Here is a 25,741-nt window from a genome sequence, read left to right on the forward strand (position 1 = left end):
TTTGCTTAAATACGACTTCAGACGGGAAGCTATTTCTCCCCGCCTGTTTCGTATTCATAAGGCACTTCGCCCATTTATTTTTTATTTACAGCTTTTTTACCCTTAGTGCTTTTTGCATGGCTTTTTCTTGTAGCTGCTACTTTTGGGAATTCAAATATAACTGATTCAAATGGATGCAATGGCATGTCCAAACTATATGGCATTCCGTCACATTCACCTTTTTTAGCTTTATATTTTACTTCCTTTGTTTCTCCTGATTCTGTTGTGAGAAGTCGTTTGTAGGTGCCTGCTTTAGGAACTCCCACTCTGTAATCTTCTCTTGCTATAGGAGTAAAGTTTGTTACAAATCCTATTGCATTCTTATAATTTTCTTCTCCTGTCTTTCTTATAAAACTAAAGATACTTCTATCATTATCATTACAGTTTATCCATTCAAATGCATCGTATCCTTTTGTTTCAGTATACATTGCAGGATATTTTTTGTATAAATGTAATAGCTTTTTAACATATTCATGTAAATCTTTATGTTCAGGTTCTTCCAGTAAATACCAGTCAAGACTTCTTGCTTCTGACCATTCCTGAAGTTGTCCGAAATCCTGTCCCATAAACAATAATTTTCTACCCGGATGTCCAAACATAAATGTATATGCTGTCTTTAAGTTCTTAAACTTATCTGCAGGATATCCAGGCATCTTGTTTAACATTGAACATTTAAGATGAACTACTTCATCATGTGATAACACTAATATGAAGTTTTCACTAAATGCATATGTTAATCCAAATGTCATTTTATTGTGGTTAAATTTCTTGAAATATGGGTCTAATTTTACATATTCAAGGAAATCATGCATCCATCCCATGTTCCATTTATAAGAAAATCCAAGTCCACCGTCTTTAGGGTCCGCAGTTACCTTTGGCCATGCTGTCGATTCTTCTGCAATTATATATGCCTGTGGATTTCTCTGTTTCATAATACTGCTTAAGTGCTTAAAGAATTCTATTGCCTCTAAGTTCTTATTATCGCCGTATTTATTTGGAACCCATTGACCGTCCTGTCGTCCATAGTCTAAATATAACATTGATGCTACTGCATCTACTCTAAGGCCATCAACATGATATTTTTCCACCCAGAATAATGCATTTGCAATTAAGAAGTTAACTACTTCTGTTTTTGAGTAATCAAATATCTTTGTTCCCCAATCAGGGTGTTCTCCTTTTCTTGTGTCCGCATATTCATATAATGGAGTGCCGTCAAACATTGCAAGACCATGTGCATCTTTTGGAAAATGTGCCGGTACCCAGTCGAGTATAACACCAATTCCTGCCCTATGGAATTCATCAACTAAATGCATAAATTCTACAGGCTTACCGTATCTGGCTGTTGGAGCATAATATCCTACAACCTGATATCCCCATGAGCCATCAAACGGGTGTTCCAATACGCCCATCAATTCTACGTGTGTATAACCCATATCTTTTACATATGCTACAAGTTCTTTTGCTAATCTCTTGTAATCATAGAATCCGTCTTCGTCGTTTTCATCTACAAAGTCTTTTTTCCATGAACCCATATGTACTTCATATATTGACATCGGTTCTTCGTAGTGGTTTTCCTTTTTCTCATGCCATTTTTTATCTTTCCATGTATAGTCTTCAATATTAGCTACTTTAGATGCATTTCCAGGTCTCTTTTCTGACCAGAATCCATACGGATCAGATTTGTATAAGGTGTCACCATTCTTCGTTGAAATAACGTATTTATACATTTCACCTTCGCCCACACCCGGAATGAATAACTCCCAAATTCCTGAGTCATTTTCCATTTCCATATTGTGGTCAAATCCTATCCAATTGTTAAACTCACCTACTACGCTGACGTTAACAGCATTTGGTGCCCACACTGCAAAATACGTGCCCTTTACTCCGTCTATCTCCATTAAATGAGCACCTAGTTTGTTGTAGATTTCATAATGTGTACCTTGTCCAAACATATAACAATCGTCTTTTGTTATTATTTTTTTATATTCCATATGGGCCCTCCGTTCGTCTTATTTATACTCTGTTATAATTGATTAAACATCCTTTTAAGATTATTTCTCTTTCGTCATCTGTCATTTCTCCAAGCTTCAATGTTATTTTTTTCTTTTCCGTTCCGTTCATTACATAAGCTGTGATGTCAGACTTCTTTTCCTTAATTGCATTTGCAATATCAGGTACAAAGATGTAATCTCCTTTCGCAAATGGTAATTTCATATCTTCATAGATAAATGGAAGCATTCCCCAGTTGATAAGGTTTGAACGATATCTCTTTGTTGCATATTCATGTGCTATATTTGCCCATCCGCCTAATACTTTCTGACAGCTTGCTGCCTGTTCTCTTGCTGAACCATCTCCAGGCTTAACTGCATATATTGTACTTCCTATTCCAACTGTTTCTTTGTTTATATTCATTTCAGGGAAGGCTTCTTTTAAACCATTCCATACTTTTCCAAATTCATCTGAGTGTTCGCATGGGCATTTGCCTGAAACACGAATCTGTTCTGCCTTATGAACATCCTTTGCATTCTTAACATATTCAGGATCTTTTCTTGACAATGTAAATTCTGCCAATCCAAGAGGATTTGAACGATATGATGATGTTTCTCCTGAAGGAATTAATTCATCTGTTGTTGTTACAGGGTCATGAATTTCTGAAACTACCTTTAACAATAAATTATCTGTTAAAGCTTCCATTTTTGGCCAGTCCTTAATATTAGGTCCAAATTTAATTTCTGTATCAGGGTCTGCAACTCCGTGTGAATCAAATACTCTGTTAGCGTAAATTGAGCTGTCAAAGTGATATGTTCTTCCTTTATATTCAACATCCATATCTGTTGCTGCTGTAAGGTATCCCTTATTAGCTGCTGTTGCTGCAATTGAACGTGCATCCATAAGAGCAACTGATGAAATCTGTCCATTCTGTAACTTAGAACCTTCTCTGTTAGGGAAGTTTCTTGTAGAATGTCTGATACTAAATGCGTTGTTTGAAGGTGTATCTCCTGCTCCGAAACATGGTCCGCAGAATGCTGTCTTCATTACACCGCCGGCTTCCATAATGTCTGCTGCGCATCCATTTTTAATTAATTCCATATATACAGGCATTGATGCAGGATATACGCTTAACGTAAATTCATCTGAGCCAATGTTATTGCCTTTTAAGATATCAGCTGCTGCACAGATATTTTCAAATCCACCACCTGCACAACCTGCAATAATTCCCTGTTCTACATAGAATCTGCCATTTCTAATCTTATCCTGTAATGAGTATTCAACCTGTCCGTCTAATGATACTAATGCTTTCTGTTCAACATCGTGTAAAATGTCTGCAAGGTTAGCATTTAACTCATCAATTGTATATGTATTACTTGGGTGGAAAGGCATAGCTATCATTGGTTTAATCTTGTCTAATTCAACATATACCATTCCATCGTAATATGTTACTGCTCCAGGATTTAATTCTTTATAATCATCTACTCTTCCGTGAATGTCGTAGAATTCTTTAATCTTTTCATCTGTTCTCCAAATAGATGAAAGACATGTTGTTTCTGTTGTCATAACATCAACACCAATTCTGAAATCAGCACTTAAGTTGCTTACACCAGGTCCAACAAATTCCATTACTTTATTGTTTACATATCCATTAGCAAATACTTCACCAATAATTGCAAGAGCAACGTCCTGAGGTCCAACTCCCTTTGCAGGCGCTCCTGTCATATAGATACCGATTACGCCCGGCATATTAATGTCATATGTCTGAGATAATAACTGTTTAACTAATTCCGGTCCGCCTTCTCCCATTGCCATAGTTCCCAAAGCACCGTAACGTGTATGAGAATCTGAGCCTAAAATCATCTTTCCACCGCCTGCAAGCATTTCTCTTGCAAACTGATGAATTACTGCCTGATGAGGTGGTACATAAACTCCACCGTATTTCTTAGCACATGTAAGTCCAAACATGTGGTCATCTTCATTAATAGTTCCACCTACTGCACATAAACTGTTGTGACAGTTTGTAAGTACATATGGTATTGGGAATTTCTCTAATCCTGAAGCTCTTGCTGTCTGGATAATTCCTACGAATGTAATATCATGTGATGTCAGTTTATCAAATTTAATCTGGAGTTTTTCCATGTTTCCAGATGTATTATGGCTGTTTAAAATGTTATATGCCATTGTATTCTTAGCTGCTTCTTCTTTTGTTAAATAATTCTGGCCTAATTTTGATTTTAAAATTTCTTCAGAATCGTCCCCAACTTCAATTACTTCGTTACCGTTTAAAAGGTAAGCTCCACCTTTACTTAATGTAATCATTATCGTCCTCCTAAATGCCATTAAATATACATATCAATCTCAGAATGTATTTCAGTTTATTATACATTTTTTTAGCCTTTTATGCAATGCCGACGGACGTTTGTCTGCATTAATAATTGATGTTTTTAACCATAATAGACACATTTCTAATTCACGTCGAATTTCTTATATTGTAAATTAGCAGTTTTTGTTTTATATTACTTTCTAAAGGGAGGGTCTAAATAGAGAGTTTGTCCTTTTATTTTGTGAGGTAAACTCTTGTTTTATAATACTTAGTTTCATCGCTTGGTTTATTTTTGACTGATTTATTCGAAATTAAACCTTTATTATGTATTTAGTTTTATGGAGGGGTTTTATGATTATTGCAATGGTTTGCGATTTCTTAGGTGAAGAAAACAATGGTACCACAATTTTTTGCTACAATTTAATTGAATGGTTAACAAGACACGGACATTCTGTAAATATTATTTGTCCGGATAAAGACAAGTCTGATATAAATTCATGTTTTGTTGTTCCTCAAAAAAAGCATTTAACTAGTATTGAAAAGCGTTTTGCCAATCAGGGGCTTGTATTTGCGAAGCCAAAGCGTTCTGTTATTAGGAAGGCTGTTTTGGGAACAGATGGGGTTTTAATAATTACGCCATTTTCTCTTGGAAAATATGTTACAAAATACGCTTTAGAGCACCGCATTCCTGTAATGGCGACTTTTCAATGTCAGGCAGATTCGCTTATTCGTCCTATTCGAATTGGTTCCAAAGATAAATATAAAAAGAAAATTTACAAACAATTTTATGAACAGGTATACAAATATTGTCAGGCTATACATTTTCCATCTGCGTTTTTATGCAGAGATTTCGAAAAATATATCGGATACACTCCTCATTATATTATTTCCTCGGGAATTAGTTCTGATTTTAGCAAAAAAGTATCATGCCACAGACCTGTAGATAGCAATTTTAGAATTATATATATTGCACGTTTATCTAAACACAAAAATCACAAAGTACTAATTAACGCTGTAAACATGAGCAAATATAAAAACAGAATTCAACTTATTTTTGCGGGTGATGGAGATTACAAATCTTCAATTGAGCGTGACGCCTGCGAACTTATAAATCAACCTATTATTCGTACATATTCAAGGCCTGAATTATTAGAAGTTATTGCGACTTGCGATTTATATGTTCATGCTGCAAACGAAGAAACTGAGGGCATTGCCTGCCTCGAAGCGGCCACATGCGGACTTGTTCCTATCATAAACAATTCACCTAATTCCGCCGCTCCTGCTTATGCAATAGATGAAAAAAATTTGTTTAATTATAACGATGCTGCTGACCTTGCTGAAAAGATAGATTATTGGCTCGACCATCCAAAAGAACGTAATGAAAGAAGTTTAGAATATCTTGATTTTACAAAAAAATACAGTTTAGCCGAATCTATGAGCGCCATGGAAAAGATGTTTAAGCTTGTAATTTATAAGCAGTGATTGCTTGTTTTTTAGCTGGATTTGTGCCATGGCGGAAGTGTTTTTGGATTGACTTAAGATTAAAAACAGAGGTGCATTGGCAATCGCCAATGCACCTCTGCTAATTAAGGAATTTTTACATCCCATTTTTTATTAAATTCAAACTATTGTAAATTCATTTCTAACTTAACAAATTTATTTCTAATTCGATTAAATTCAATTATTCCAAGTTATTATCTAGCTTTCTTCTTAGGAATCTTCTTGAACTCAATATAGCCTACATTCATTCCGGCCATTACATGTTCAAGTTCTAAGTTGTAGAAACCTTTGTCTAATTTTACTTTGCAAAGTTTCTGTGTAATCCATTTTCCATCTGTACCACTTGTCTGAATAACAACCATAACCTTGTCATTTGCATGAACATTTACTGTACACTGTGAAAGATTTGGAAGTGGTGATGAAATATGTACAATTATTGTGTACTCAGCATCTTCATCAATTTCAACTGTAGCATTATCTGTTCCTTCAAATTTAATCTTAGCATCATTTGCAAGTTTCTGAACTTCATATTTTGCATCTGATGCTGATTCGAAGTATTCAGCTACATTTGTATCTATTAATTCTCTTTCGATAACAGGTGCTACAAGTATAAATCTTAAGATGTTCATTGAAGTTCTCTGAAGTTCTCCAACTGTAAGTCTTCCTTCGATTATTGCTGCCTCTGTATTGTCACCATTTGAATTAATTTCTGCTCCATTGTTGTTTACTACCATGTAAGCATCATTCTGTGCGCGAACCATGTCTCTTGTATCCTGATTTGACTCTTTTCCTCCAGTTACAACGTCGTTCATTTTTGCCCACCAGTCAGTCATTACAAAACCTTTATATCCCCATTCTTTTCTAAGAATAGTTGTACATAAGTCATAATTTGAAGCTGCCCAATGTCCGTTGATCGGATTATATGATGTCATAATGGACATTACTGTTTTTTCCTTTACAGCCATTTCAAAGCTCTTCAAATAGATTTCTCTGATTGCTCTTTCTGAACATACAGCATCAATCTTAAATCTGTGTGATTCCTGACCATTTAATGCAAAATGCTTAATTGTTCCCCAGGCGCCACCATCTTTAATTCCGCCTGTTGAAGCAACTGACATTTTTCCTGAAAGGAAAGGATCTTCTGAAAAATATTCAAAATTTCTTCCGTTTAATGGATTACGACGAATATTTACACCAGGTCCAAGTAAAGTATCAACCTGATTTCTGTATAATTCCTGACCTTCCATTGTATATAATTCTCTAACAAGTTCTGTATTCCATGTTGCACTTAAAGCTGTTCCAATTGGAAGCTGTGTTGCTTTTCCTTCCATGCGAAGACCACTAGGACCATCTGCACAACATGCTGCCGGAATGCCGTAGTTAAATAAGCTATCACTCATTCCACCAAATGCTGATGCTGTTCCTCTTGTTACTCGTGGATTACTCATTCCTTCACCACGAATGATTATAGCCATTTCTTCAATAGACAACTGAGCAACAAATTTTTCTAATGTTGCTTTACCGTCACGAACATCCTGAAGTGTAATTCCCATATCTCCTGTTATTGGCATGTCCATTGGAAGATTGTCTGAAATTCTTTTAGCCATGTCAACTGTCTGAGTTGAAACAGGTACATATGTAACTTCATAAGTTCCGTCAGCATTTTTCTTACCAGGCTTCATAATATTTATAGCCTCTGTAGGAGCCATTGCTTCCTGAAGTTCTTCAACTACAACAAGTTCTTCCTCATTGTATGTATTAATCTTTGTAAGATTCTTAACGCTGTTACCAACATAAATATTATATTCGCCTGCTTCTAAAACATAGCATGATTTGTGTCCTGTAACACCTGAATCATCGTAAGAAGCCATATCTGAAATCTTAAATTCTAATGTCAATTCCTGACTTTCGCCCGGTGCAAGTTTCTTTGTCTTTGCAAATGCAATAAGTTCTCTTGCAGGTTTTCCAAGTTCACCCTGAGGTGCTTCATAATATACCTGAACAACTTCTTTTCCTGCAAATTTGTCACCTGTATTTGTAACCTTAACATTCAATTCGATTGAATCTGTCTTTTCTTTTACAGTCTGTGTTTCAATATCAAATGTTGTATAAGATAATCCATAACCAAATTCAAACTGAACTTTGTCCGGTGCAAATGTTTCAAAATATCTGTATCCGATATAAATATCTTCTTCATAAAGATTCTTAAATTCATTACCAAAATTCTTTGTTGATGGATAATCCTCAATACTGTATGCTATTGTATCTGCAAGCTTACCACTTGGTGTTTCAGCACCTGAAAGTACATCAACTACTGCTGTTCCACCTTCCATACCTCCTTGCCATACAATAATTACTGACTTAATGCTTCCGTTATATTCTTCGTCATTAATCCAACTCAAATCAATAATATTTGACACATTTAAAACGATACATACATTATCAAATGCTTTTGTTATATTTCTAAGATTTTCTTTTTCTTCATCTGTTAAAATATAACTTCCCTGCCAAATTGCGTTATCCTTATCTTCTCCGGCAGTTCTACCTATAATGTATAACGCCTTGTTAGTCTTTGCTGCCTGTTCCTTAGCAAATGCTTCATCGATAGGCATATCCTTCTGGAACCATGGTTCACATGCCCATCCACCACCACCATTATCAAATGGGTGGTCTTTTAACCAATTCTTATACTTTTCAACTAATGTTTCATCAATGTTAAGATTGCTGTTTTCAAATCCGTCTAAGATGTTAGTAGCATATTCAACATTAACCGCACCACCTGAACCTGTACCACTTCTATAATATTCAATCTGTGGTCGACCAAATACTGAAATCTTATCTTCCTGTGTAAGTGGTAACATTCCGCCTTCGTTCTTTAACAATACAATACCTTCTGTGGCAGCCTCTTTACTCTTCTGAGCAAATCCCTCTACCGGCACTCCAAACATATTTGTGCTCATTACAATTCCTCCCGAAATCACATACTATTGTTGTTTTTAACTATAACATACTGAATTTATAATTGCTATATTCCGGCAATATAAAAATGTTTTTATTTATTATAGACTTTTAATTAATTTTTTTGCTACTTTCCTTTATTTATCGGCATTTCAAATTATAAAACAGTTCAATCATCTTTAAATTGAAACGTTTTTATTTTTAGTTGGATACATTGTTATTTTTTTATCAATTTATAAGGGAGATTTCCCTCTTAATAAGTCATATAAATTAAAACATTCTTCTCATATTGTTTAGGTCAAATAAGAGAAGAAATTTCGGTCATATTAATAAAAAACAAAGTTTAGCTTTTGGTGCAAATTTAAAAATTTTCAGCCATATTAGTAAATAACAATTTTAGCATTTGGGTAAACTTAATTAAGCCAGTCAACAAAAAAGTTCCAACCATGTTAATATATAACAATTTTAGCATTTTGTTGCAAATCAAAAAGCTCCAACCATGTCGGAAATATTTTATTACCAACATGACTGGAGCTATTATTTAAATTCGTACAACGCTTTTTATACTAATTATTTATATTTACCTAACGGCTTTCTCTTACTAATTTTCTATATTTCTTTCCCTGTCCTTTAGCGCATTTAATAACAATTTTCGAATTAGCATTCTTAAATGCACCTTTCTTAATTTTTTTCAATTTCTTACCTTTAATAACTAAAGTTTTAAGATTTTTGCATCCTTTGAAAGAATTCTTTCCGATAACTCTTACATTTTTTCCAACTACAACACTTCTTATGTTCTTGTTGTTTTTAAATGCGTTTGGTGCAATCGCTGTAACTTTATAGTTAACATTATTATAATTAATTGATGCAGGAACTTTTACATTCTTCGCCTTTTTATTTATATTTCCTAAAAATGTCACTGTAGGATTCTTTGAATTTGCAGCTGATGTAGCTTTATACTTTTTACCTTTTACAATAATAAGTGTGTTTTGCAAATCATTGTTTGTTGTATTGTTTGCATTGTTATTAGTCACATTATTTTTTCCGTCGTTATTTGCTGGATTTTCAACTGGCGGCTGACCATTTTCTTTAAGGTTAAAATCAAATTTAACAGCTATAACTGTATCCGGTTTCACCTCTACACTTTCTCCATCAGTTTCAGCCGGGCATGAATAATTAAAATTTCCATCAACCTTATAATCTCTATAACCTTTTTCACCTGTCAAATCAGAATTAACCGTTACATCAAATTTAATTCCTTCTTCTTTTAACTTTTCCTGTAAAGGATTATATTTAATTTCGTTATTATCTTCATCAGTTTTTGTAACTGTTGTAGCTATATCTTTAATATCTTGTGCAAATTTATTGAGGCTTTCAATCATATTGTCTGAAATATATTTCTCTGCTTCTACAGGCATTGTTAATATTTCATCAAATCCCGGAAGAGCTTTTAACTGACCGAATACCAAATCAACTATAGTTTTTGAATTTGAAGATAAGGCATCTGCAATAGCCAATACAAATTCTGATGCCTGCTCATCTGTAACTTTAAAAGTTGTCTTCGTTCCATTTGTTGTTTCAAATTTAGCAAATGCAGAATCTGCTGTGTTCAGCACTAATTTTGCAAGATTCATTACTGTATTAACAACCTGTTCACCTGTTAATGCAAAGTTAGCTTCTTTTGCTTCCTCTCCATATTTTAAGTCAATTACTTTTCCTAATTCATCCTGTTCAAATAATTTATTATCAATGTCTTTCTGTTCAACAACTTCCACTCCGATAATAGGATAATATTTTCCACATTTATCCTTTAACATATTATTAATTTCTGCAACAGAATCTAATTCAATTGATTTTAACGCCGGAATTTCGAGTGCTTCACACACTTTGCTTGTTGTCATGCCACAATATTCTGACATGAATTTAACAAATGAATCTAAATCAATTTTTACATTTCCATTATTATATTCAATTTTTGTGAGTTTCATCTCTTTTCCGTTTGCAATATTTCCTGCCAATTCAACTGAAAACTGAGTTGTAGTTACTATTTCTGTTGAAACTTTAGCATTAATTGTAAATCTGTCGGTGTACTTATATGTATCTTCTTTTTCATCATAGCTTTCAAGCAATCCTAGTTTTTGTGAATGATCATCCCATGCTGCCCTATATGCCGTTCTTCCATCCTCACCTTTTGTATCATCGTCATTTCTGTGAGCCTCACGGTATACACTATACAAAATCTCATTGATTTTCTCCGACACTTCATCCCCCGCAATATCAATACCCACATTTCCACTGCCTGTAGCATTACTTACGTCCATCATTGATACTGCTTTACTAAATGTCGTATTTGTTGCAGCCGGAGTCTGAACTCCTGCCATAGAAACCGTCATAACTCCTGCGAGAGTCATGGCTGCCACTTGTTTAAAATTTCTCATATTTCCTCCTTTTAGTCTCTGATTTTTTTCATGCGTCACTATAATTATTTATTTTTCTACGCACTACTCTTTCATTTTATTCATGTTACTTTTAAATTATACCATTAAAATTATCATATTAATTTGTAACATTTCGCCTTATTTCGACTTTTAAGGAGATATGAAATAAAAAAAACCTTATCTATATAAATACCTTTATAAGACAAAAAAAGACTTTCCACATGGAAAGTCTTTTTATATAACCTTATTCTACTGTGTAAGGCATTAAAGCAACGTGTCTTGCTCTCTTGATTGCTACTGTAAGAGCTCTCTGGTGCTTAGCGCAGTTTCCAGTAATTCTTCTAGGAAGAATTTTTCCTCTTTCAGATACATATCTCTTTAATTTGTTTGTGTCTTTATAATCAATTACGTTGTTTTCACTAGCACAAAATACGCAAACTTTTTTTCTTCTACGACCGCCTCTTCTTCTCATTGGAGAATCAGGTCTTTCACTCTTATTAAATGCCATAGTTTTGACCTCCTATAATACTAATTAACTATGTTTATGTTAATCGTCTAATCTCTAAAAGTTAAATGGTAATCCTACATCTTCAACACCATCAGGGATATTCATAAATCCATCTCCGGCTGGAGCTGTTGGAGCTGACTGTGCCTGTGGCTGGAAACCACCTTCATTATTAGAAGCACTTGCTTTGCTTTCAGCAAATTCCTGATTTTCTACTACAACTTCTGTTGTGTAAACTTTATTACCATCTTTGTTTGTATAGCTTCCTGTCTGAATACGACCTTCTGCTACAATCTTAGTTCCCTGATGTAAGTACTTTTCAGCGAATTCTCCATTTCTTCCAAATGCTACGCAAGAAATGAAATCTGCTGTCTGCTGGTCGTTGTCTCTTCTAAATCTACGATCAACTGCTAATGTATATCTGGCAATTGCCATTGGGCTATCGCCCTGTGAATATCTTACGTCAGGATCACGGGTTAATCTACCCATAAGAATAACTTTATTCATATTATACCTCTTTATGTTTCAAAAACCTATGCCTCAACCTTTACGCACAAATATCTGATAACATTTTCCATAATACGAATCTGATCTTCTATTTCGTTAGGACAATCTGTGTTATCAGTGTCGAAGTGAATGAAGTAATAATAAGCTTCTGACATCTTCTGAATTTCGTAAGCTAATTTCTTCTTACCCCATTCTTCTACGTCAGTAATTGTTCCACCAAAACGTGTTACAAGGTTGCTTACCTTTTCGATTTCAGCGGCTCTTTCTTCTTCTTCGAGTTTTGCACTAACAACAACTACTAATTCATACTTGTTCATGCTTTCTTACCTCCTTTTGGTCTCTGGCCTCCCTATTTCATTTAGGAAAGCAAGGAAAATTAATATATATCACGAATTGACATTTTATCATAATTCAAGAGCAAATGCAAGAAAATTTTATTCTAAATTTAACTTTTTACTTAATATGTAATAAGTTGCTATATAACTTGCAATCGAAACCACAATTGATAAAACTATACCAAATATAAATATCTGATTTGCAAATGCACTAATATCGTAACTATTACCTAAACTATGCATACATATAACCAAAAATACTGATGATACAACTTGATTTATTATGTAATATCCAATGTAAGCTAATATTGCACCAACTACTCTGTGCTTAGTATAAAGCTGTCCGATGCTTAAGCATGCATACATAAGTATTGGCATACCTATTACTGTCACTATTGCTGCAATTATGCCTTCAGCAACATATCCCCATGCACCTAATTGAGTTAATTCCTGCACACTATCAGATATACATCTTGCATAATCGATATATTTACTATAAGTTACTACAAAAATCGAAACTACAGTCAATACTATTGTTGCTATAAACCATGTAATACAAACTATCATTTTACTTGCAATGTGCTGTCCTACTGTAGCCGGAAGTGTAAATGTTAAATATCCTTCATCTTTAAGCATATTAAAATAAAATCTTCTTAACATTAATACAACAGTTGCTACTGCGATTGCTATAATAGCTATGACATAACTTGCCATTATGATTCCAAACAATATATCAACTACTCTCAACTGTACATCTGATGTGTCCTCAATTATGAGCATAATTTTATTACCAATTGTAAGCAACGCCAAAACTATATATAATCCTATAAAATATCTTGAAGTTGCTTTATATTCATATTTTAATAATTTTCCTAACATTTAAATACCTCCCTGAAAAGTTCATCTACTGACTTTCCTTCCTCTTCTCTTATCTCATCAACTGTCTTATGCATAACTAAATGTCCATTCTTAATCATGACAACCTCATCTAATATCTGCTCAACATCTGAAATCAAATGTGTTGAAATAATAACAGAAGCTTCCGGATTGTAATTAGTTATAATTGTGTTAAGTATATAATCTCTCGCAGCCGGATCAACACCTCCAATCGGTTCATCAAGGAAATATAATTGAGCCTTTCTACTCATAACCAAAATAAGTTGAACCTTTTCCTTAGTTCCCTTTGACATTGTTTTCAACTTATCATTAATGTTAATATTAAGTCTTTCAAACATCTTATAAGCACACTGAGCATCAAAGTCTTCATAAAAATCGTCAAAGAATCCTACCATTTCTTTAACTTTCATCCAATCATTCAAATATGTTCTCTCAGGTAGATATGAAACTATGCTCTTTGTTTCAACTCCTACTTTCTTTCCATCAATTAATATCTCACCTTTAGTCGGTGTAAGTAAACCGTTAGACATCTTTATAAGTGTTGTCTTTCCACTTCCATTAGGTCCTAAAAGGCCAATTATCTTTCCTCTTTCAATAGAAAGATTAAGATTCTCTACTGCAGTAAAAGCTCCATATTTTTTAGTCAAATCTTTACATTCAAATATTATGCTCATTATTTTCCCTCCTCTATAATTTTCACAATCTGTTCTCTGCTAAACCCCAGCTGTTCCATCTTCTCAATGTATTTCTGTGTTAATTCTATTGCTGTACTCTTCTTAGATTCCATAATTACTCCCACATTATCTGTTACTGTTCTACCAGTCGTTCTATTAGTTACTACATATCCTTCTCTCTCAAGTTCCGCCATCGCTCTCTGCATCGTATTAGGATTAACTGCTGCTTCTGTAGCTAATTCCCTTACTGACGGAAGCCTGCTTCCAGGCGGATATTCTCCCACAATTATGCGTTCCTTAATCTGCTCTAATATCTGAGCATATATTGGTCTGTCACTCTCAAATTTCCAAGGCATCTCTCTCATCTCCTTATATAACGCAAATTAATATATTGTATATTTGTATTAGTTGCTTAATACAAATATACAATATACATTTATAATGTCAACTATTTCTTTTAAATGATTTTCTTAATATTTTATTAACTACATGGTGGGATTAGTATTCTTTTTTATTTTGGAAAAAATAAAAAGACATTCCATTGCTGAAATATCTTCTTATTTTATGATAATTACTTAGATTTTAATTTACATAACATCATTTACATAATTGTATTTGTCGGGTTATCAATGTAACCCGTCATTTATAGACAAAATATTATCTATTGTATTTAGGACTTCTTTATATTCCATTGTTGTAGAAGTTTTCGATGTCATATATACAGTTTTTACATTATAATCTCTGATAAGCAAATCGGCACCACCTATGTGGTCGGCATCAGGGTGAGTTAGTACTAACGATGAAATTTTGGATACACCTATTTTATCCAAATATGATTTTAATTTAGGATAGTTACTCTCGGTTCCGGTATCAATCAGCGAATAACTGTTTCCATACTGAATAACAGTTGCATCACCCTGACCTACATCAACAAAATGCACTTTCAATTTTGTCGCAGCATCTACATCAAGACTTGTTGCAGATACAAATAAAGTTAAAAAAACTAATACGAAAAAATATTTTAATTTTGATAAATACTTCATAACAATTCTCCTGTTACATTAAATTACATTGCATTTCCTATTCAGTTTCATCTTCCGAATTCAATTCCGCATATATTTCTTCTGCAAGCTCACTATCAATTATAACACATTCATCTAACTCGCATTCACCTTTTGCAACTGCAGAGGCTAACTCATCACAATCCTTATAACCTCATTTACCACAGTCATCTCCGGGCAACAATCCTCTAATTGCGACTTCAATATCTTGTTTATTCTCCACCTTAATAAACAAGAGCGGTAATATGAGGACTAATCCCAATACAGCTGCAATAATTGCAAATATTAATAAACCATAAGACAAATCTACTATATTAAACCTTCTTTCTGATAATTTCATTTATGAAGAAATAAGCTCTTAATTAACGTACTATTCTTCCAATGAACGCTTTTTCTTTATTAGTTCCACAATCTCCTTTATTATAGGAATTAAAAAAGTTCTTAAAACAAAACAAGCGAAATATATCTCTAAAAAAAGCGCAAATACCATCAAGCCTGTAGTTACAACGTCCTCTTTATTGGCGAAAATGTATTTATTTCTCCACGTATATTCATCTTTATATAAATATACATAAATTAACATAAATGTGCAAGCATAGGCAAAACAGTTAATTAATACATTTACTAATCCGCAAACGTTTCCTACAGTTACATATTTTCTTAATAAATCACATAATTTTTTCATATTTTTCTATTTCTCCTCTGTTTTTTAAATATTAATTACAAATGTGTGTCAACTTTAAAATGCATTAAAACAACACGTGGTTATCGCTTTATGTTGTATTTTAAAGTCCTTAAAAATATACACTTATAATCTTAAAAAAATATATATTATATTTCTTTAAAACCTGCCACAATTAATTTATTTAATATTATCGATATCAACTACTGCAAAAGAACTAGTCCAGTATTGTTCTCCAGAATTATCAAAATAACATACTATTGTGCCTGAAACATAACGAGAATTTATTAAAGTACGCAAATGTCCTGGACTATTTTTCCAAGATATCATTATCCCACTAACACTAAAAAGTCCATGCCCAATATTTTCATTATAGCAATTTTCTGCACTACAAACATGTAGTTCACCTGAAGCTTTTGTCCAATCGCTATAATTAGTTTGAAAACGTCTACATCTTTCTCGTCCAAAAAACTCAATAAAAAGTTTAGAACAATCTTCACCATTAGGTCTAGTATGTGAAAATAACTTGATTAATTCTTTACATCTTATCTTTGCAACGTCAAACAATTCTTTTGACCAAATAAGGGGAGCAATACCTTTTTCGGCACGATACTGATTCTGAATAATAAATGCCTGCTTAGATGCATATTCACAATACCCGTCTTTTCCTTCAGCATAACAACCCTTAGTCATTAACTTTTTCTTATTTCTTAAACTAATAGAAGTATTTTCCTTATATTTAAACTCTTTAGAATAGTCACCATAAACTTTGGCTTAACAGTGATAAGGAACTAATTTACTTATCAACTGTTAGCTGACGGTTTCCGGGGTGCATACGGACAAATCCCGTCTGATTTCTAACAGGAAGTCAGACGGGATTTTCGCTTTATATTTCGAATTATGGAAGACATACCATGAAAACCTTAATATCTTGTGCTTACACTATGGATAATTGCTGTGTGGAACTGAAATTCAGGGACGGCAGAATGATTGCGATTGACACTATCGCTGTTGAGAACGAGATTGCAGACAATATGTATCAGCGGTCAGAGTTGGATTATTTGATCTACAATGACCCGATAGCATATGCTGACTTGATATTGAATGGCGATCCCGAAACCTATCTGAAAACTGTAACAGAATACAAGCCTTTGGATAGCTGACAACACGCTGCCCGCAGGAGAAAATCCTGCGGGCGTTTTTCTGTTTATTTATTTATTTTCCTCCGTTGGATCTCAATTTTGGAAAGAAGATGACTATCTTAAAGCCCTTTCCCCACTGGGAAGCAGCTTCCAGACGAAGGTTTAGATCGTCAGCCATCTTCTTAACCAGGTAAAGCCCTATACCGGTAGCTTTCTTTCTGCTGTCAGTAGAATCCCCGGTAAAGCCCTTTTGAAAAATATACGGCAGATCATATTTTTTTACACCGATGCCGTTATCCTCAACTGAAAGGACATCTGCGGTCTCCGAATGTATCATAGAGATCGTTAGCATGGGACTATCGCTGCTATATTTTATGGCATTGCTCACGATCTGTCCCAACATAAACTGAAGCCCTCTACGGTCTGTATAGACTGTTTCAGATTGCAGTTTATTGAGAATTACAAACTGCTTTTCTTCCAGAAGTGGGGCATAGTCCTCCAGAACTTCCCCCAAGCACTGATTCAAATTGATATCCTCAAACTGATAATCCTTTGTACTGCTCTTTAACCGGGCATAGTATAACATTTGAGTGACATCCTCCTGAAGCTGACTGCGGACATAATCCAGCTTTGCTTGCAGGGGAGGAGATATTTCGTCGCTCCGATTATCCAGGAGCATGGTCAACAACGATAGGGGCGTTTTCGCTTCATGTGCCCAGCCCTCCACATATTCTTCATAGTCCTGTAGGGCATCTGCCATACTGTTACTCTCAGTTTTGTGTTCCTGTAAAACTGATGCCAGAAGCCGGATAGATTCTCCTTCTTCCCGGCTGATGGCACTGAGCAGCCGTTCCTCGTTGCAGATGGTAGGATCACTGAGGAAATCCCGGAACAGCTCTCGGCGGGTAGTCTCCCGCTTGTTTAGTACAAACAGAATCACTGAAAACAAAAGGAGGCTTGTCAGAACTACTAACCCAATCAAGGTTTGAAATGCCTGAATGTCAGAAATCCAAAGAATGATAGCACAAAAGCAATCCACGCCCAACAGCAACAATAGCCAGGGGTAGTATCGCTCTGTTATGCGCCAAAGCTGCTTCATGGAGCCACCCCCGTTTCCAGACGATAGCCCATCCCACGAACCGCAACGATTCGCTGCTTCATCTCAAGACCGGACATCGTCTTTTTCAGCCTGGTCAGATTAACCTGCAAGGCATTTTCGTCTATGTATTCCGTGGTTCCCCATAGTGCTATGCAAAGTTGCTCCGTCGTGACCAGAGCATCGCCGCCGGACAAAAGAGCAACCAACAGTTTTCCCTGATTTTTTGGAAGCACGACAGAGGTATTATGAATATAAAGCGTGTAGGTCTGCTGGTCTAACAGGAAATCTGGTCCCTCTATGAGATTGGTACGGCCTTCATACCTTTTGAGAATATTGGATACCCTGGCAAGAAGTCGATCTTTTCTGCACGGCTTCGTCAAATATTCATCGGCACCCAAGTGGAACGCTTGCAGTTCATCCTTTACCTGATCTCTGGAAGTTAGTACCAGGACGGGGATAGCGGTTTTATTCTTTAGTTCCTGGCAGATTTGAAAGCCACTGATCTCCGGCAAATTCAGGTCTAAGATCACAAGGTCAGGACGGAGGGCTGCCAGGAGCCGAGCGGCATCTTCAAACTCGGTGATTGCCTCCGCAAGATACCCGTCCTTTTGGAGCATATTGCAGAGTTCTTCCCGCATATAGACTTCATCTTCCACAACAGCAATTCTTTTCACGACAGCACCTCCTTCCAAATTATTCTTCTCTCTGTGGCTGCATCAGTGTCAGCAAATACCGATCGCTGGAGCGCTTGACCACTCTCATATAAATATATTCTATCACGCAAAGCAGCAAAATCATAGCAGCAGATACAAACATCATTTCAGCCACTGTCCCACGGGTTCGGGACGAGAGTATCCCTGTAAATAACGCCCTGACTCCAAACAAACTGCTGACAGCCGCAACCAATACAGGAAGTCCCATAAACCAGGTAATTTGCTTTCCAGCAGACTGGCAAAGGGTTTCGTAAGTAGCTCCCAGGCGGATCAGAGTCTGGTATCTGCGCCCGGTTTTCTGCTGACTCATCAGGAACTGAACACCCACGATGGTGTTGGCAACTACCAGGAAAACAATCGCAAGATAGAGGGTAATATAACTGGATGCTATGGTGTAGAAAAGCTGACGACCCATATTCTGAAGATAGCTTTCATATTCAATGTCAATTTCGTCCAGCTTCTCGTTCAAATCCAAATATGCAGTCATAAGGCTATTTCCATTCAGAGCTTGCTCACTGAGCACCGCATTGACATAGGTATCATACATTCCCTGACTATAATATAGGAATGCTTCATCCGGAAGAATCAATGCAAAGGACAAGGTTATAGAACGGTCCGTGACCAAATTCACAGACTGAACCTCTCCTGTAAGATGAATCGGACTACCATCCAGTTCCACCTTGGGCTGCCCGGCCAATACTTGGTTCAGCATTGCGGTACGGCTTGCCGTAGTAAACTCTGTATCAATATAGACAGTGGCCTCCTTTTCGCCTAATTGGAGAGCCGGATTGCCGGACAATTCCAACAAACGATTATAGTCCGATAAACAAATCAAATATGGGTATGTGGCATAACCAAGATTGTTCAGAAGGACATCCCGGTCTTCCGACTGGGGCAGGCTCCGAAGAGAGTCCATAACAGCGTCCATGCTGTAGGCATTATCATAATCTTCTGTGGTGCGAATACGCCCAACCCTCATTTCAAAAAGCTCTGAAAATTGATTTTCCAAACTGTTTTCTTTCAGGACTGCCTTTATATTCGGAAGAACCTGCGATGAATCTTCTGCAGTATGATCTTCAAAAGTATAGTCGATTACATAGCCAGAAGACAGGTTATTCGTTCCTGCAATTCCTACGCCCGCACCAAAACAACACAGCGCCGCCAGAATCAGCAGGGAGCTGATGGCCATGGAGTTTGACTGATGAATGACATTCTCCTGAATCTGCCGGAAGGTAAATACATGAAGCTGCTTATTTCCTTTTCCTTTCTTAACAATCAAAGCAATCAGCGCACGCATCCCATAGAAAAGCAGCATCGTACCAACTATGCCCAACAGCAAAGTCAGTCCCATCATACTTACCTTTGTCCATGCAATTCCCTGAATCGCCATGTAGTAAGCCACTGCCAACATCACACTTCCGCATATAGCAGCCAGTCCATAGATAACAGATGGCATTTGCTTTTTGGGGCGGTTCGTTGGCTGGGATAGCAAAGTACCGATCTCCTGGCGGCTGATTCGTCCACTCAAAATCAGAAGTGCCGTCAGCTTAATTGCCAGAAATCCTGCCAGCGTCCATTCAATCGCAGACCAGGATAAAGAAAACTGATGACCGATGATCCCCATGCCTACCAGCTTGGCGGTGACAAGACTGACAATTTCTGAAAGCACCACAGCCACAGGTAAGCCTATGAGCATGGCAAGAATACTGGTCAGGAAATCTTCCGCCAGAAGCATACCAAACAGTTTACTTCTACGCATCCCCAACATTAGATAAACACCAAACTCATGCCGTCTGCGCTCGAACTGATACTTGCAGGCAAAATAGATCAAAAAGAACAGAATACCGAGGGTCATCCCATAAAACGCAGGAATCAGAAGCAGGAGTTTGTCAACTGCGTCACTCTCCATTTTCTGCAAAAAGAGCATCACATCTTGAGTGGAGATGGAAAGAATCATGTAAAAGGCAACAATAGAAATCACCAGGGAGCTGAAAAACAGACCGTTTTCCTTTCGGCTGCGGCGGCTGTTCCGAAGAATGAGATTAGAGAACATTTGCGCTGCCCCCTCCCAGTTGCGCCATCACCTTCAGGATGCGCCCGTAGAACTCCTGCTGGCTTTCGTCTCCACGCCGAAGCTCATGAAAGATCACGCCATCCTGGATGAACAGGATGCGCTTACAGAAGCTGGCGGCATTGGAATCATGGGTTACCATCAGGATCGTAGCTTGTTCGTCACGATTCAGGCCGGACAGCTTCTCCATAAGACTTCTTGCGTTCTTAGAATCCAGCGCACCCGTCGGTTCATCGGCAAGGATCATTTGGGGATGTAAGATCAGAGCCCTTGCTGCCGCAACACGCTGACGCTGGCCGCCGGACATCTTGGACGGAAACTTATCCAGAACATCAGTGATTTCCAGATAGTCAGCCAACTGCTTCAGCCGCTGGCTGCTTTCTGCTTCGGATACCCCATGCAAGGAAGTCGGGAGCAGGATGTTTTCCCTGCCAGTCAGGTTGTTCAGCAATTCAAAGTTCTGGAATAGATAACCAACTTTTTTGCCACGGTACTCTGCAAGAGCCTTTCCCTTGAGGGATTGCAGAGTATCGCCTTCCACCTGAATGCTCCCACCGGTGGGCTGAATCACAGTTGCAATACAGTTGAGAAGCGTGGATTTACCGGAACCACTGCTTCCCATAATGCCGAGAAACTCTCCCGGCATCACCTGGAAGGTGATCCCATTCAGTGCCTTTGTTTGACTTGGCACATTGCCATAGATTTTTGTTAAATTTTCAATATTCAAAATGGGTTTCATGTGAATACCTCCTATCATTTGTAATAAAATGATAGCATGGGAACACAGCAAATACCACTTACAGTTGTTGTAAGGATTCAGGATATAAGTGGCGGCTCAAGGGGGACGAGCATATATTTTTTAAGAGCATCAGGCGACAATGATAAAATATACCGGATCGCCTCATTGGCAAACCAGTTCGTTTTAATTGTATCCCAATCAGCAAGCCGAATGATTTCTGCTGTGCCGTTCTCAAAATCAACTGATATTTCGCCCCATTCGCCGTCGCAGTCTGCCTGGTATTCGTAGATTGCGGCGGTGATTTTCTTTTTGCGCTTGGTTTTGGATTTCTGTTTCAGCCAGACTGCATGGATAGCACCCTCGGCAATCATCTGATCGAACATGGCGGGAAATAGCTGCCGAACATTTTTGCAAAGCCCTCTGCGGTACGGTCTGCTTCGTTGCTGTCTGATTTTTCCGCAAAATCAAGCACTGCGGTTTGGTATTCCCTAAGAGAATATGCCAAATGTCCGAATACAGCGGTATAACGTTGGAGCATCGCCGCATCAGCATATTTCGGAACTTCTTCAAACGGTAAAGAATTGGTTGCAGCTTTTGTAGCAAACTCCACATATTTTTGTGCGCTGTCCGCAGTAAAAACCTTTTCTATCCGTTCCCGGTGCTTTGGTATATCCATATAGGAGAACGGCGGCGTTTTGCTGAGAATCTCTAACATTGTCAATGCAGCTTCCCTTGCCATAGGAAAGAGTGCAGAAGCGTCCTGTCCGGCGTTCAGCATTCCAAGCAGTAGATTAATTTTCTGGCATTGTTCATTCATTTTGGCAAGAGTATCCGCCGAAACATTCAGCGCATCACAGGCAAGAGTGCCGATAGGAAGTGCTTTGTCCTCATATATGATTGTATCCTGCCAAAAATCCAATGTCATCAATTCTTGATTCATGCTTGCTCTCCTGTCCTGTTTTTTCATTTCTTTCATTATATCATGCAAATGTGAAGAAATCTACATCCTCCGAAAAGCTGTCCTGTTTTTTGAAATGGGGTTGTCCACCGATTAGCCTGTTTTTTGAAAAATCCGGCATAACAATAGTAGACGGAGCGAAGCACCTGCCAATCACGGCGGGTGTTTCGTGCTTTCTGAATACTATGAACGGAGGTTTTCTATGACAATCTATGAAACCATCAAGGTGGCAATCAGCGTAAAGCAAGCCGCCGAACACTACGGGCTGAAAGTCAACCGAAACGGCATGGCTTGCTGCCCGTTCCACAATGACAGGCATCCGAGCATGAGGCTGAATGAGGATTATTTCTTCTGCTTTGGCTGCGGAGTCAAGGGGGATGTGATCGACTTCGTGGCAAGGTCGTTCGATCTGAGCAGCTATGAAGCAGCACAAAAGCTGGCTTCGGATTTTGGGCTTGACCCGAAACCGCCCACTTCCGCAGCTATGCTCAAGCCCAAACGTCCCTATATCCGTCAGTTTCGGGAGGACGAAATGCTGTGCTTCCGGGTGCTGATGGATTATCTGCATCTGCTGGAAGATTGGAAAGTGCGATATGCACCGAAAACACCGGACGATGATCTGGATGACCGTTTTGTGGAAGCCTGCCAGATGATTGATTATATCGAATATCTGGCAGATATTTTGACAGTCGGTGATTTAGAAGAACGGGTTGCCGTGGTGGACGAGCTAATGAAGGAGAGCAAGATTGCTTTCCTTCGGAACTATGTGGCACGGAAACGAAAGGAGGGGTTGTCCCATGGGGAAGAAAGGTAAAATGCCGGATATGAATCTGCCGATCTGGTTTGACGGGCAGAACATCAATGAAGCTCTGTTCTGTGAAGAATTTCTGCGTGAGCGCAGAATCATCTTCGCAAACGGAGCTTTTTTTACGCCCGATGGTCGGGTAACAGACGATCTCCCTCTCCGGGGTGAGATTTACGACAAGCTGAAATTCTGTGCCGTGAACAACATCCCCCGGAAGATCACCAATATTCTGGAGGTGCTGAAACTGGAAGCACAAGTGCCTGACTTTCCTCCGGAGCAGGATCGGATTCATGTTGCCAACGGTACGCTGCTGCAGAACGGAACATTCACTGAGGGCAGACCTGCTATCGTGCGGAGCCGTCTGCCTGTTGCCTACAATCCCGATGCTCCTGCTCCTGTGGTCTGGCTGAACTTTCTGGATGACCTGCTTCATACAGAGGACATTCCCACTTTGCAGGAGTTTATCGGCTACTGCCTGATTCCCTCCAACAAAGGACAGCGCATGATGGTGATTAAGGGCAACGGCGGCGAGGGTAAATCCCAAATCGGTGCGGTGCTTTCGGCAATCTTTGGCATGAATATGAAAGACGGCAGCATCGGAAAGATTTCCGAAAACCGCTTTGCCCGTGCCGATCTGGAACATATCCTCTTGTGCGTGGATGATGATATGCGGATGGAAGCTCTGCGCCAGACCAACTATGTGAAATCCATCGTGACAGCACAGGGCAAGATGGATTTGGAACGCAAGGGCAAGCAGAGTTATCAGGGCTGGATGTTCGCCCGGCTGCTTGCGTTCAGCAACGGCGATTTGCAAGCTCTTTATGATCGCAGTGACGGATTTTATCGCAGACAGCTTGTGCTGACCACCAAGGAAAAGCCTGTGGATAGAGCTGATGATCCTGACCTTGCGGAGAAGATGAAAGCCGAAGCCGAGGGCATCTTCCTGTGGGCATTGGAGGGATTGCAGCGGCTTGTTGCCAACAACTTCAAATTCACAGAGAGTGACCGTATCCGGGAAAACCGGGAAGCGGTCAAGCGTGACAATAATAATATCTTTGATTTCATGGAATCGGAGGGATACATCCGGTGCAAAGCGGATGCGTCCATCAGCTCCAAGGATTTCTATGAAATCTACCGGATGTGGTGCGAAGAAAATTCCCTTGCACCGCTGAAAGCCCGCAGCTTCAGCGACGCCATGATTGCCAATGCCGGGAGATTCAATCTGGAACATTGCAACAACATCACCAACTCTGCCGGACGGCGGGTGTGGGGATTTATGGGTGTGGAAGCTGTGGCAAGACCTCATATAAATGGGTTTTACGATGTTTCGTCATGTACGTACGTACCGGAGGAATGGCGGGATTGATTTTGCCAGTCATGCTCTGTACGTATGTACGCAGCATTTACCCCTGTTTTCTCCCATTATAGGAAACAACGGCTTTCAGAGACAACCTGTTTTCGGGTATTGAAAATCAATGGCAATGGAAACAGCAAAGTTTTTGACCGCAGGACGAAGCTATTTCACGAAATCGTGCTTCTCTGAACCGTGTACCCTGTTCACGGAACAATAGATGTTTTCATTTTTCCAGACCAAATCACACGAAACAGTAAAGCGGGATATGGTCATATATGGACAGGACATCACAAGCAAAATTCTGAACGGATTTCAGAGATTGCAGATTTTTCACTGTTCGGTGTATCTGCTCCGTTTTGGGGTGCAGAGATTGTACCGAACCACAAACAGAATTATGAAGGATTTTTCAATATGAATGTACGCAATGAAATCAAGGCACAGACCATCCGTGCTGGGATGACCATGCAGGAAGTTGTTGACCTGCTCTCGGACGAGTACGGATGGAGCGACAGCGTTTCCAACCTGTCCGCAAAATTACAGCGGGAAAGCATCCGATACAAGGAAGTATTGGAGCTTGCCGATGTGCTGGGATGCGACATTGTATGGCAGCAAAGACGGGAGAAGTGATGCCCCCGGCAACAGCCCCTCGCATCTCCCGTCCCCATAGGCACACCGCAGTGCTGCCTATGGATGGCAGTGAAAGACGCTGCCAACGTCTGCAAGAAACGTTCCGCAGAACAGCTTCATGCAGACGGGCTGACCATGGGAAAAGTTGCAGACATTTTGCCTTGGTCAGCAGAGGTCACCGCAGTGACCGCATACCCCCTCGGGAGAGCCCACGGCACTTTGCAGCCAGAATGGATGAAAGTGTTATAGTGGGTTATTACACTTCCGCAGAAGTGCATCCCCGCAGCCCCGCCCGTCTGCTACTCTCGAAAGAAAGGAAAAA

At 38.4% G+C, this 25,741-nt stretch carries 25 protein-coding genes and 1 pseudogene; 5 read left to right on the top strand and 21 right to left on the bottom strand.

Going from position 1 to position 25,741, the window contains the following annotated elements; translation table 11 throughout:
* Window positions 1-74: 74 nt before the first annotated feature.
* Both glgB and N5B56_RS12025 read right to left on the bottom strand, forming a co-directional pair.
* A complete protein-coding gene (gene glgB / locus N5B56_RS12020; protein WP_260979064.1) occupies window positions 75-2,030 on the bottom strand; it encodes a 1,4-alpha-glucan branching protein GlgB in 1,956 nt (651 codons plus the stop codon).
* Window positions 2,031-2,052: 22 nt separating this feature from the next.
* The gene (locus tag N5B56_RS12025) at window positions 2,053-4,350 is read right to left on the bottom strand and encodes a hydratase (RefSeq protein WP_260979065.1); all 2,298 of its coding nucleotides are present in this window, start codon (window positions 4,348-4,350) and stop codon (window positions 2,053-2,055) included.
* A 355-nt stretch (window positions 4,351-4,705) separates the two neighbouring features.
* Here N5B56_RS12025 and N5B56_RS12030 point away from each other — a divergent pair, with 355 nt between their 5' ends.
* Complete coding sequence (locus tag N5B56_RS12030; RefSeq protein WP_260979066.1) at window positions 4,706-5,836, top strand: glycosyltransferase; 1,131 nt, start codon at window positions 4,706-4,708, stop codon at window positions 5,834-5,836.
* 212 nt (window positions 5,837-6,048) lie between these two features.
* Here N5B56_RS12030 and N5B56_RS12035 read toward each other — a convergent pair whose 3' ends face one another.
* The 13 genes and pseudogenes from N5B56_RS12035 to N5B56_RS12090 all read right to left on the bottom strand — a co-directional run bounded on the left by N5B56_RS12035 (window position 6,049) and on the right by N5B56_RS12090 (window position 16,604).
* Complete coding sequence (locus N5B56_RS12035; RefSeq protein WP_260979067.1) at window positions 6,049-8,814, bottom strand: glycoside hydrolase family 3 protein; 2,766 nt, start codon at window positions 8,812-8,814, stop codon at window positions 6,049-6,051.
* 582 nt (window positions 8,815-9,396) lie between these two features.
* Window positions 9,397-11,250 carry a leucine-rich repeat domain-containing protein gene (locus tag N5B56_RS12040; protein ID WP_260979068.1) on the bottom strand — a complete coding sequence of 618 codons (1,854 nt, stop codon included), beginning with the start codon at window positions 11,248-11,250 and terminating at the stop codon, window positions 9,397-9,399.
* Window positions 11,251-11,494: 244 nt separating this feature from the next.
* The gene (gene rpsR / locus N5B56_RS12045; RefSeq protein ID WP_022089193.1) at window positions 11,495-11,758 is read right to left on the bottom strand and encodes a 30S ribosomal protein S18; all 264 of its coding nucleotides are present in this window, start codon (window positions 11,756-11,758) and stop codon (window positions 11,495-11,497) included.
* Window positions 11,759-11,812: 54 nt separating this feature from the next.
* Window positions 11,813-12,262, bottom strand: a complete 450-nt coding sequence (locus N5B56_RS12050) for a single-stranded DNA-binding protein (RefSeq protein WP_117910632.1) — start codon at window positions 12,260-12,262, stop codon at window positions 11,813-11,815.
* Window positions 12,263-12,288: 26 nt separating this feature from the next.
* A complete protein-coding gene (rpsF, locus tag N5B56_RS12055; protein WP_022089191.1) occupies window positions 12,289-12,579 on the bottom strand; it encodes a 30S ribosomal protein S6 in 291 nt (96 codons plus the stop codon).
* 117 nt (window positions 12,580-12,696) lie between these two features.
* Window positions 12,697-13,476, bottom strand: a complete 780-nt coding sequence (locus N5B56_RS12060) for a hypothetical protein (protein ID WP_260979069.1) — start codon at window positions 13,474-13,476, stop codon at window positions 12,697-12,699.
* Entirely contained in the window at window positions 13,470-14,168 is a 699-nt protein-coding gene (locus tag N5B56_RS12065) for an ABC transporter ATP-binding protein (protein WP_117910634.1), read from the bottom strand. Before N5B56_RS12065 ends, N5B56_RS12060 begins: the two co-directional genes overlap by 7 nt.
* Window positions 14,168-14,524: a GntR family transcriptional regulator gene (locus N5B56_RS12070; protein WP_260979070.1), complete on the bottom strand. Its 357-nt coding sequence runs from the start codon at window positions 14,522-14,524 to the stop codon at window positions 14,168-14,170. Before N5B56_RS12070 ends, N5B56_RS12065 begins: the two co-directional genes overlap by 1 nt.
* Window positions 14,525-14,794: 270 nt before the next feature.
* Window positions 14,795-15,211: an MBL fold metallo-hydrolase gene (locus tag N5B56_RS12075; protein ID WP_260979071.1), complete on the bottom strand. Its 417-nt coding sequence runs from the start codon at window positions 15,209-15,211 to the stop codon at window positions 14,795-14,797.
* A gap of 37 nt (window positions 15,212-15,248) precedes the next feature.
* Window positions 15,249-15,377: pseudogene (locus N5B56_RS13570) on the bottom strand (hypothetical protein); the annotation flags it as partial.
* A gap of 6 nt (window positions 15,378-15,383) precedes the next feature.
* Window positions 15,384-15,569: a hypothetical protein gene (locus N5B56_RS12080; protein ID WP_260979072.1), complete on the bottom strand. Its 186-nt coding sequence runs from the start codon at window positions 15,567-15,569 to the stop codon at window positions 15,384-15,386.
* 30 nt (window positions 15,570-15,599) lie between these two features.
* On the bottom strand, window positions 15,600-15,914 hold the full coding sequence (locus tag N5B56_RS12085) for a hypothetical protein (protein WP_260979073.1): 315 nt from the start codon (window positions 15,912-15,914) through the stop codon (window positions 15,600-15,602).
* A 177-nt stretch (window positions 15,915-16,091) separates the two neighbouring features.
* Window positions 16,092-16,604 carry a CAP domain-containing protein gene (locus N5B56_RS12090; RefSeq protein WP_260979074.1) on the bottom strand — a complete coding sequence of 171 codons (513 nt, stop codon included), beginning with the start codon at window positions 16,602-16,604 and terminating at the stop codon, window positions 16,092-16,094.
* Window positions 16,605-16,825: 221 nt separating this feature from the next.
* Between N5B56_RS12090 and N5B56_RS12095 the strand changes: the two genes are divergently transcribed.
* Window positions 16,826-17,074 carry a DUF6061 family protein gene (locus N5B56_RS12095; protein ID WP_085531192.1) on the top strand — a complete coding sequence of 83 codons (249 nt, stop codon included), beginning with the start codon at window positions 16,826-16,828 and terminating at the stop codon, window positions 17,072-17,074.
* 52 nt (window positions 17,075-17,126) lie between these two features.
* Here the strand turns inward: N5B56_RS12095 and N5B56_RS12100 are convergent, their stop codons facing one another.
* From N5B56_RS12100 to N5B56_RS12125, 6 genes are all read right to left on the bottom strand, one after another.
* A complete protein-coding gene (locus tag N5B56_RS12100; RefSeq protein WP_117522843.1) occupies window positions 17,127-18,152 on the bottom strand; it encodes a sensor histidine kinase in 1,026 nt (341 codons plus the stop codon).
* Window positions 18,149-18,826 carry a response regulator transcription factor gene (locus tag N5B56_RS12105; RefSeq protein ID WP_033121503.1) on the bottom strand — a complete coding sequence of 226 codons (678 nt, stop codon included), beginning with the start codon at window positions 18,824-18,826 and terminating at the stop codon, window positions 18,149-18,151. Before N5B56_RS12105 ends, N5B56_RS12100 begins: the two co-directional genes overlap by 4 nt.
* A 19-nt stretch (window positions 18,827-18,845) precedes the next feature.
* Window positions 18,846-20,918: an ABC transporter permease gene (locus N5B56_RS12110; protein WP_260979075.1), complete on the bottom strand. Its 2,073-nt coding sequence runs from the start codon at window positions 20,916-20,918 to the stop codon at window positions 18,846-18,848.
* Window positions 20,908-21,675, bottom strand: a complete 768-nt coding sequence (locus N5B56_RS12115; protein ID WP_044963530.1) for an ABC transporter ATP-binding protein — start codon at window positions 21,673-21,675, stop codon at window positions 20,908-20,910. The genes N5B56_RS12110 and N5B56_RS12115 overlap by 11 nt, the downstream gene beginning before the upstream one ends.
* Window positions 21,676-21,752: 77 nt before the next feature.
* Entirely contained in the window at window positions 21,753-22,058 is a 306-nt protein-coding gene (locus N5B56_RS12120) for a hypothetical protein (RefSeq protein WP_428979613.1), read from the bottom strand.
* Complete coding sequence (locus N5B56_RS12125; RefSeq protein WP_346432208.1) at window positions 22,043-22,615, bottom strand: hypothetical protein; 573 nt, start codon at window positions 22,613-22,615, stop codon at window positions 22,043-22,045. The genes N5B56_RS12120 and N5B56_RS12125 overlap by 16 nt, the downstream gene beginning before the upstream one ends.
* 220 nt (window positions 22,616-22,835) lie before the next feature.
* Here N5B56_RS12125 and N5B56_RS12130 point away from each other — a divergent pair, with 220 nt between their 5' ends.
* From N5B56_RS12130 to N5B56_RS12140, 3 genes are all read left to right on the top strand, one after another.
* A complete protein-coding gene (locus N5B56_RS12130; protein ID WP_117522847.1) occupies window positions 22,836-23,447 on the top strand; it encodes a CHC2 zinc finger domain-containing protein in 612 nt (203 codons plus the stop codon).
* The gene (locus N5B56_RS12135) at window positions 23,431-24,804 is read left to right on the top strand and encodes a DNA primase family protein (RefSeq protein ID WP_227143262.1); all 1,374 of its coding nucleotides are present in this window, start codon (window positions 23,431-23,433) and stop codon (window positions 24,802-24,804) included. Before N5B56_RS12130 ends, N5B56_RS12135 begins: the two co-directional genes overlap by 17 nt.
* Window positions 24,805-25,203: 399 nt before the next feature.
* On the top strand, window positions 25,204-25,419 hold the full coding sequence (locus N5B56_RS12140; protein ID WP_260979076.1) for an LLM class flavin-dependent oxidoreductase: 216 nt from the start codon (window positions 25,204-25,206) through the stop codon (window positions 25,417-25,419).
* Window positions 25,420-25,741 lie beyond the last annotated feature (322 nt).

The sequence above is a fragment of the Eubacterium album genome, assembly GCF_025336545.1.
Taxonomy (GTDB): Bacteria; Bacillota; Clostridia; order Lachnospirales; family Lachnospiraceae; genus Eubacterium_U; species Eubacterium_U album.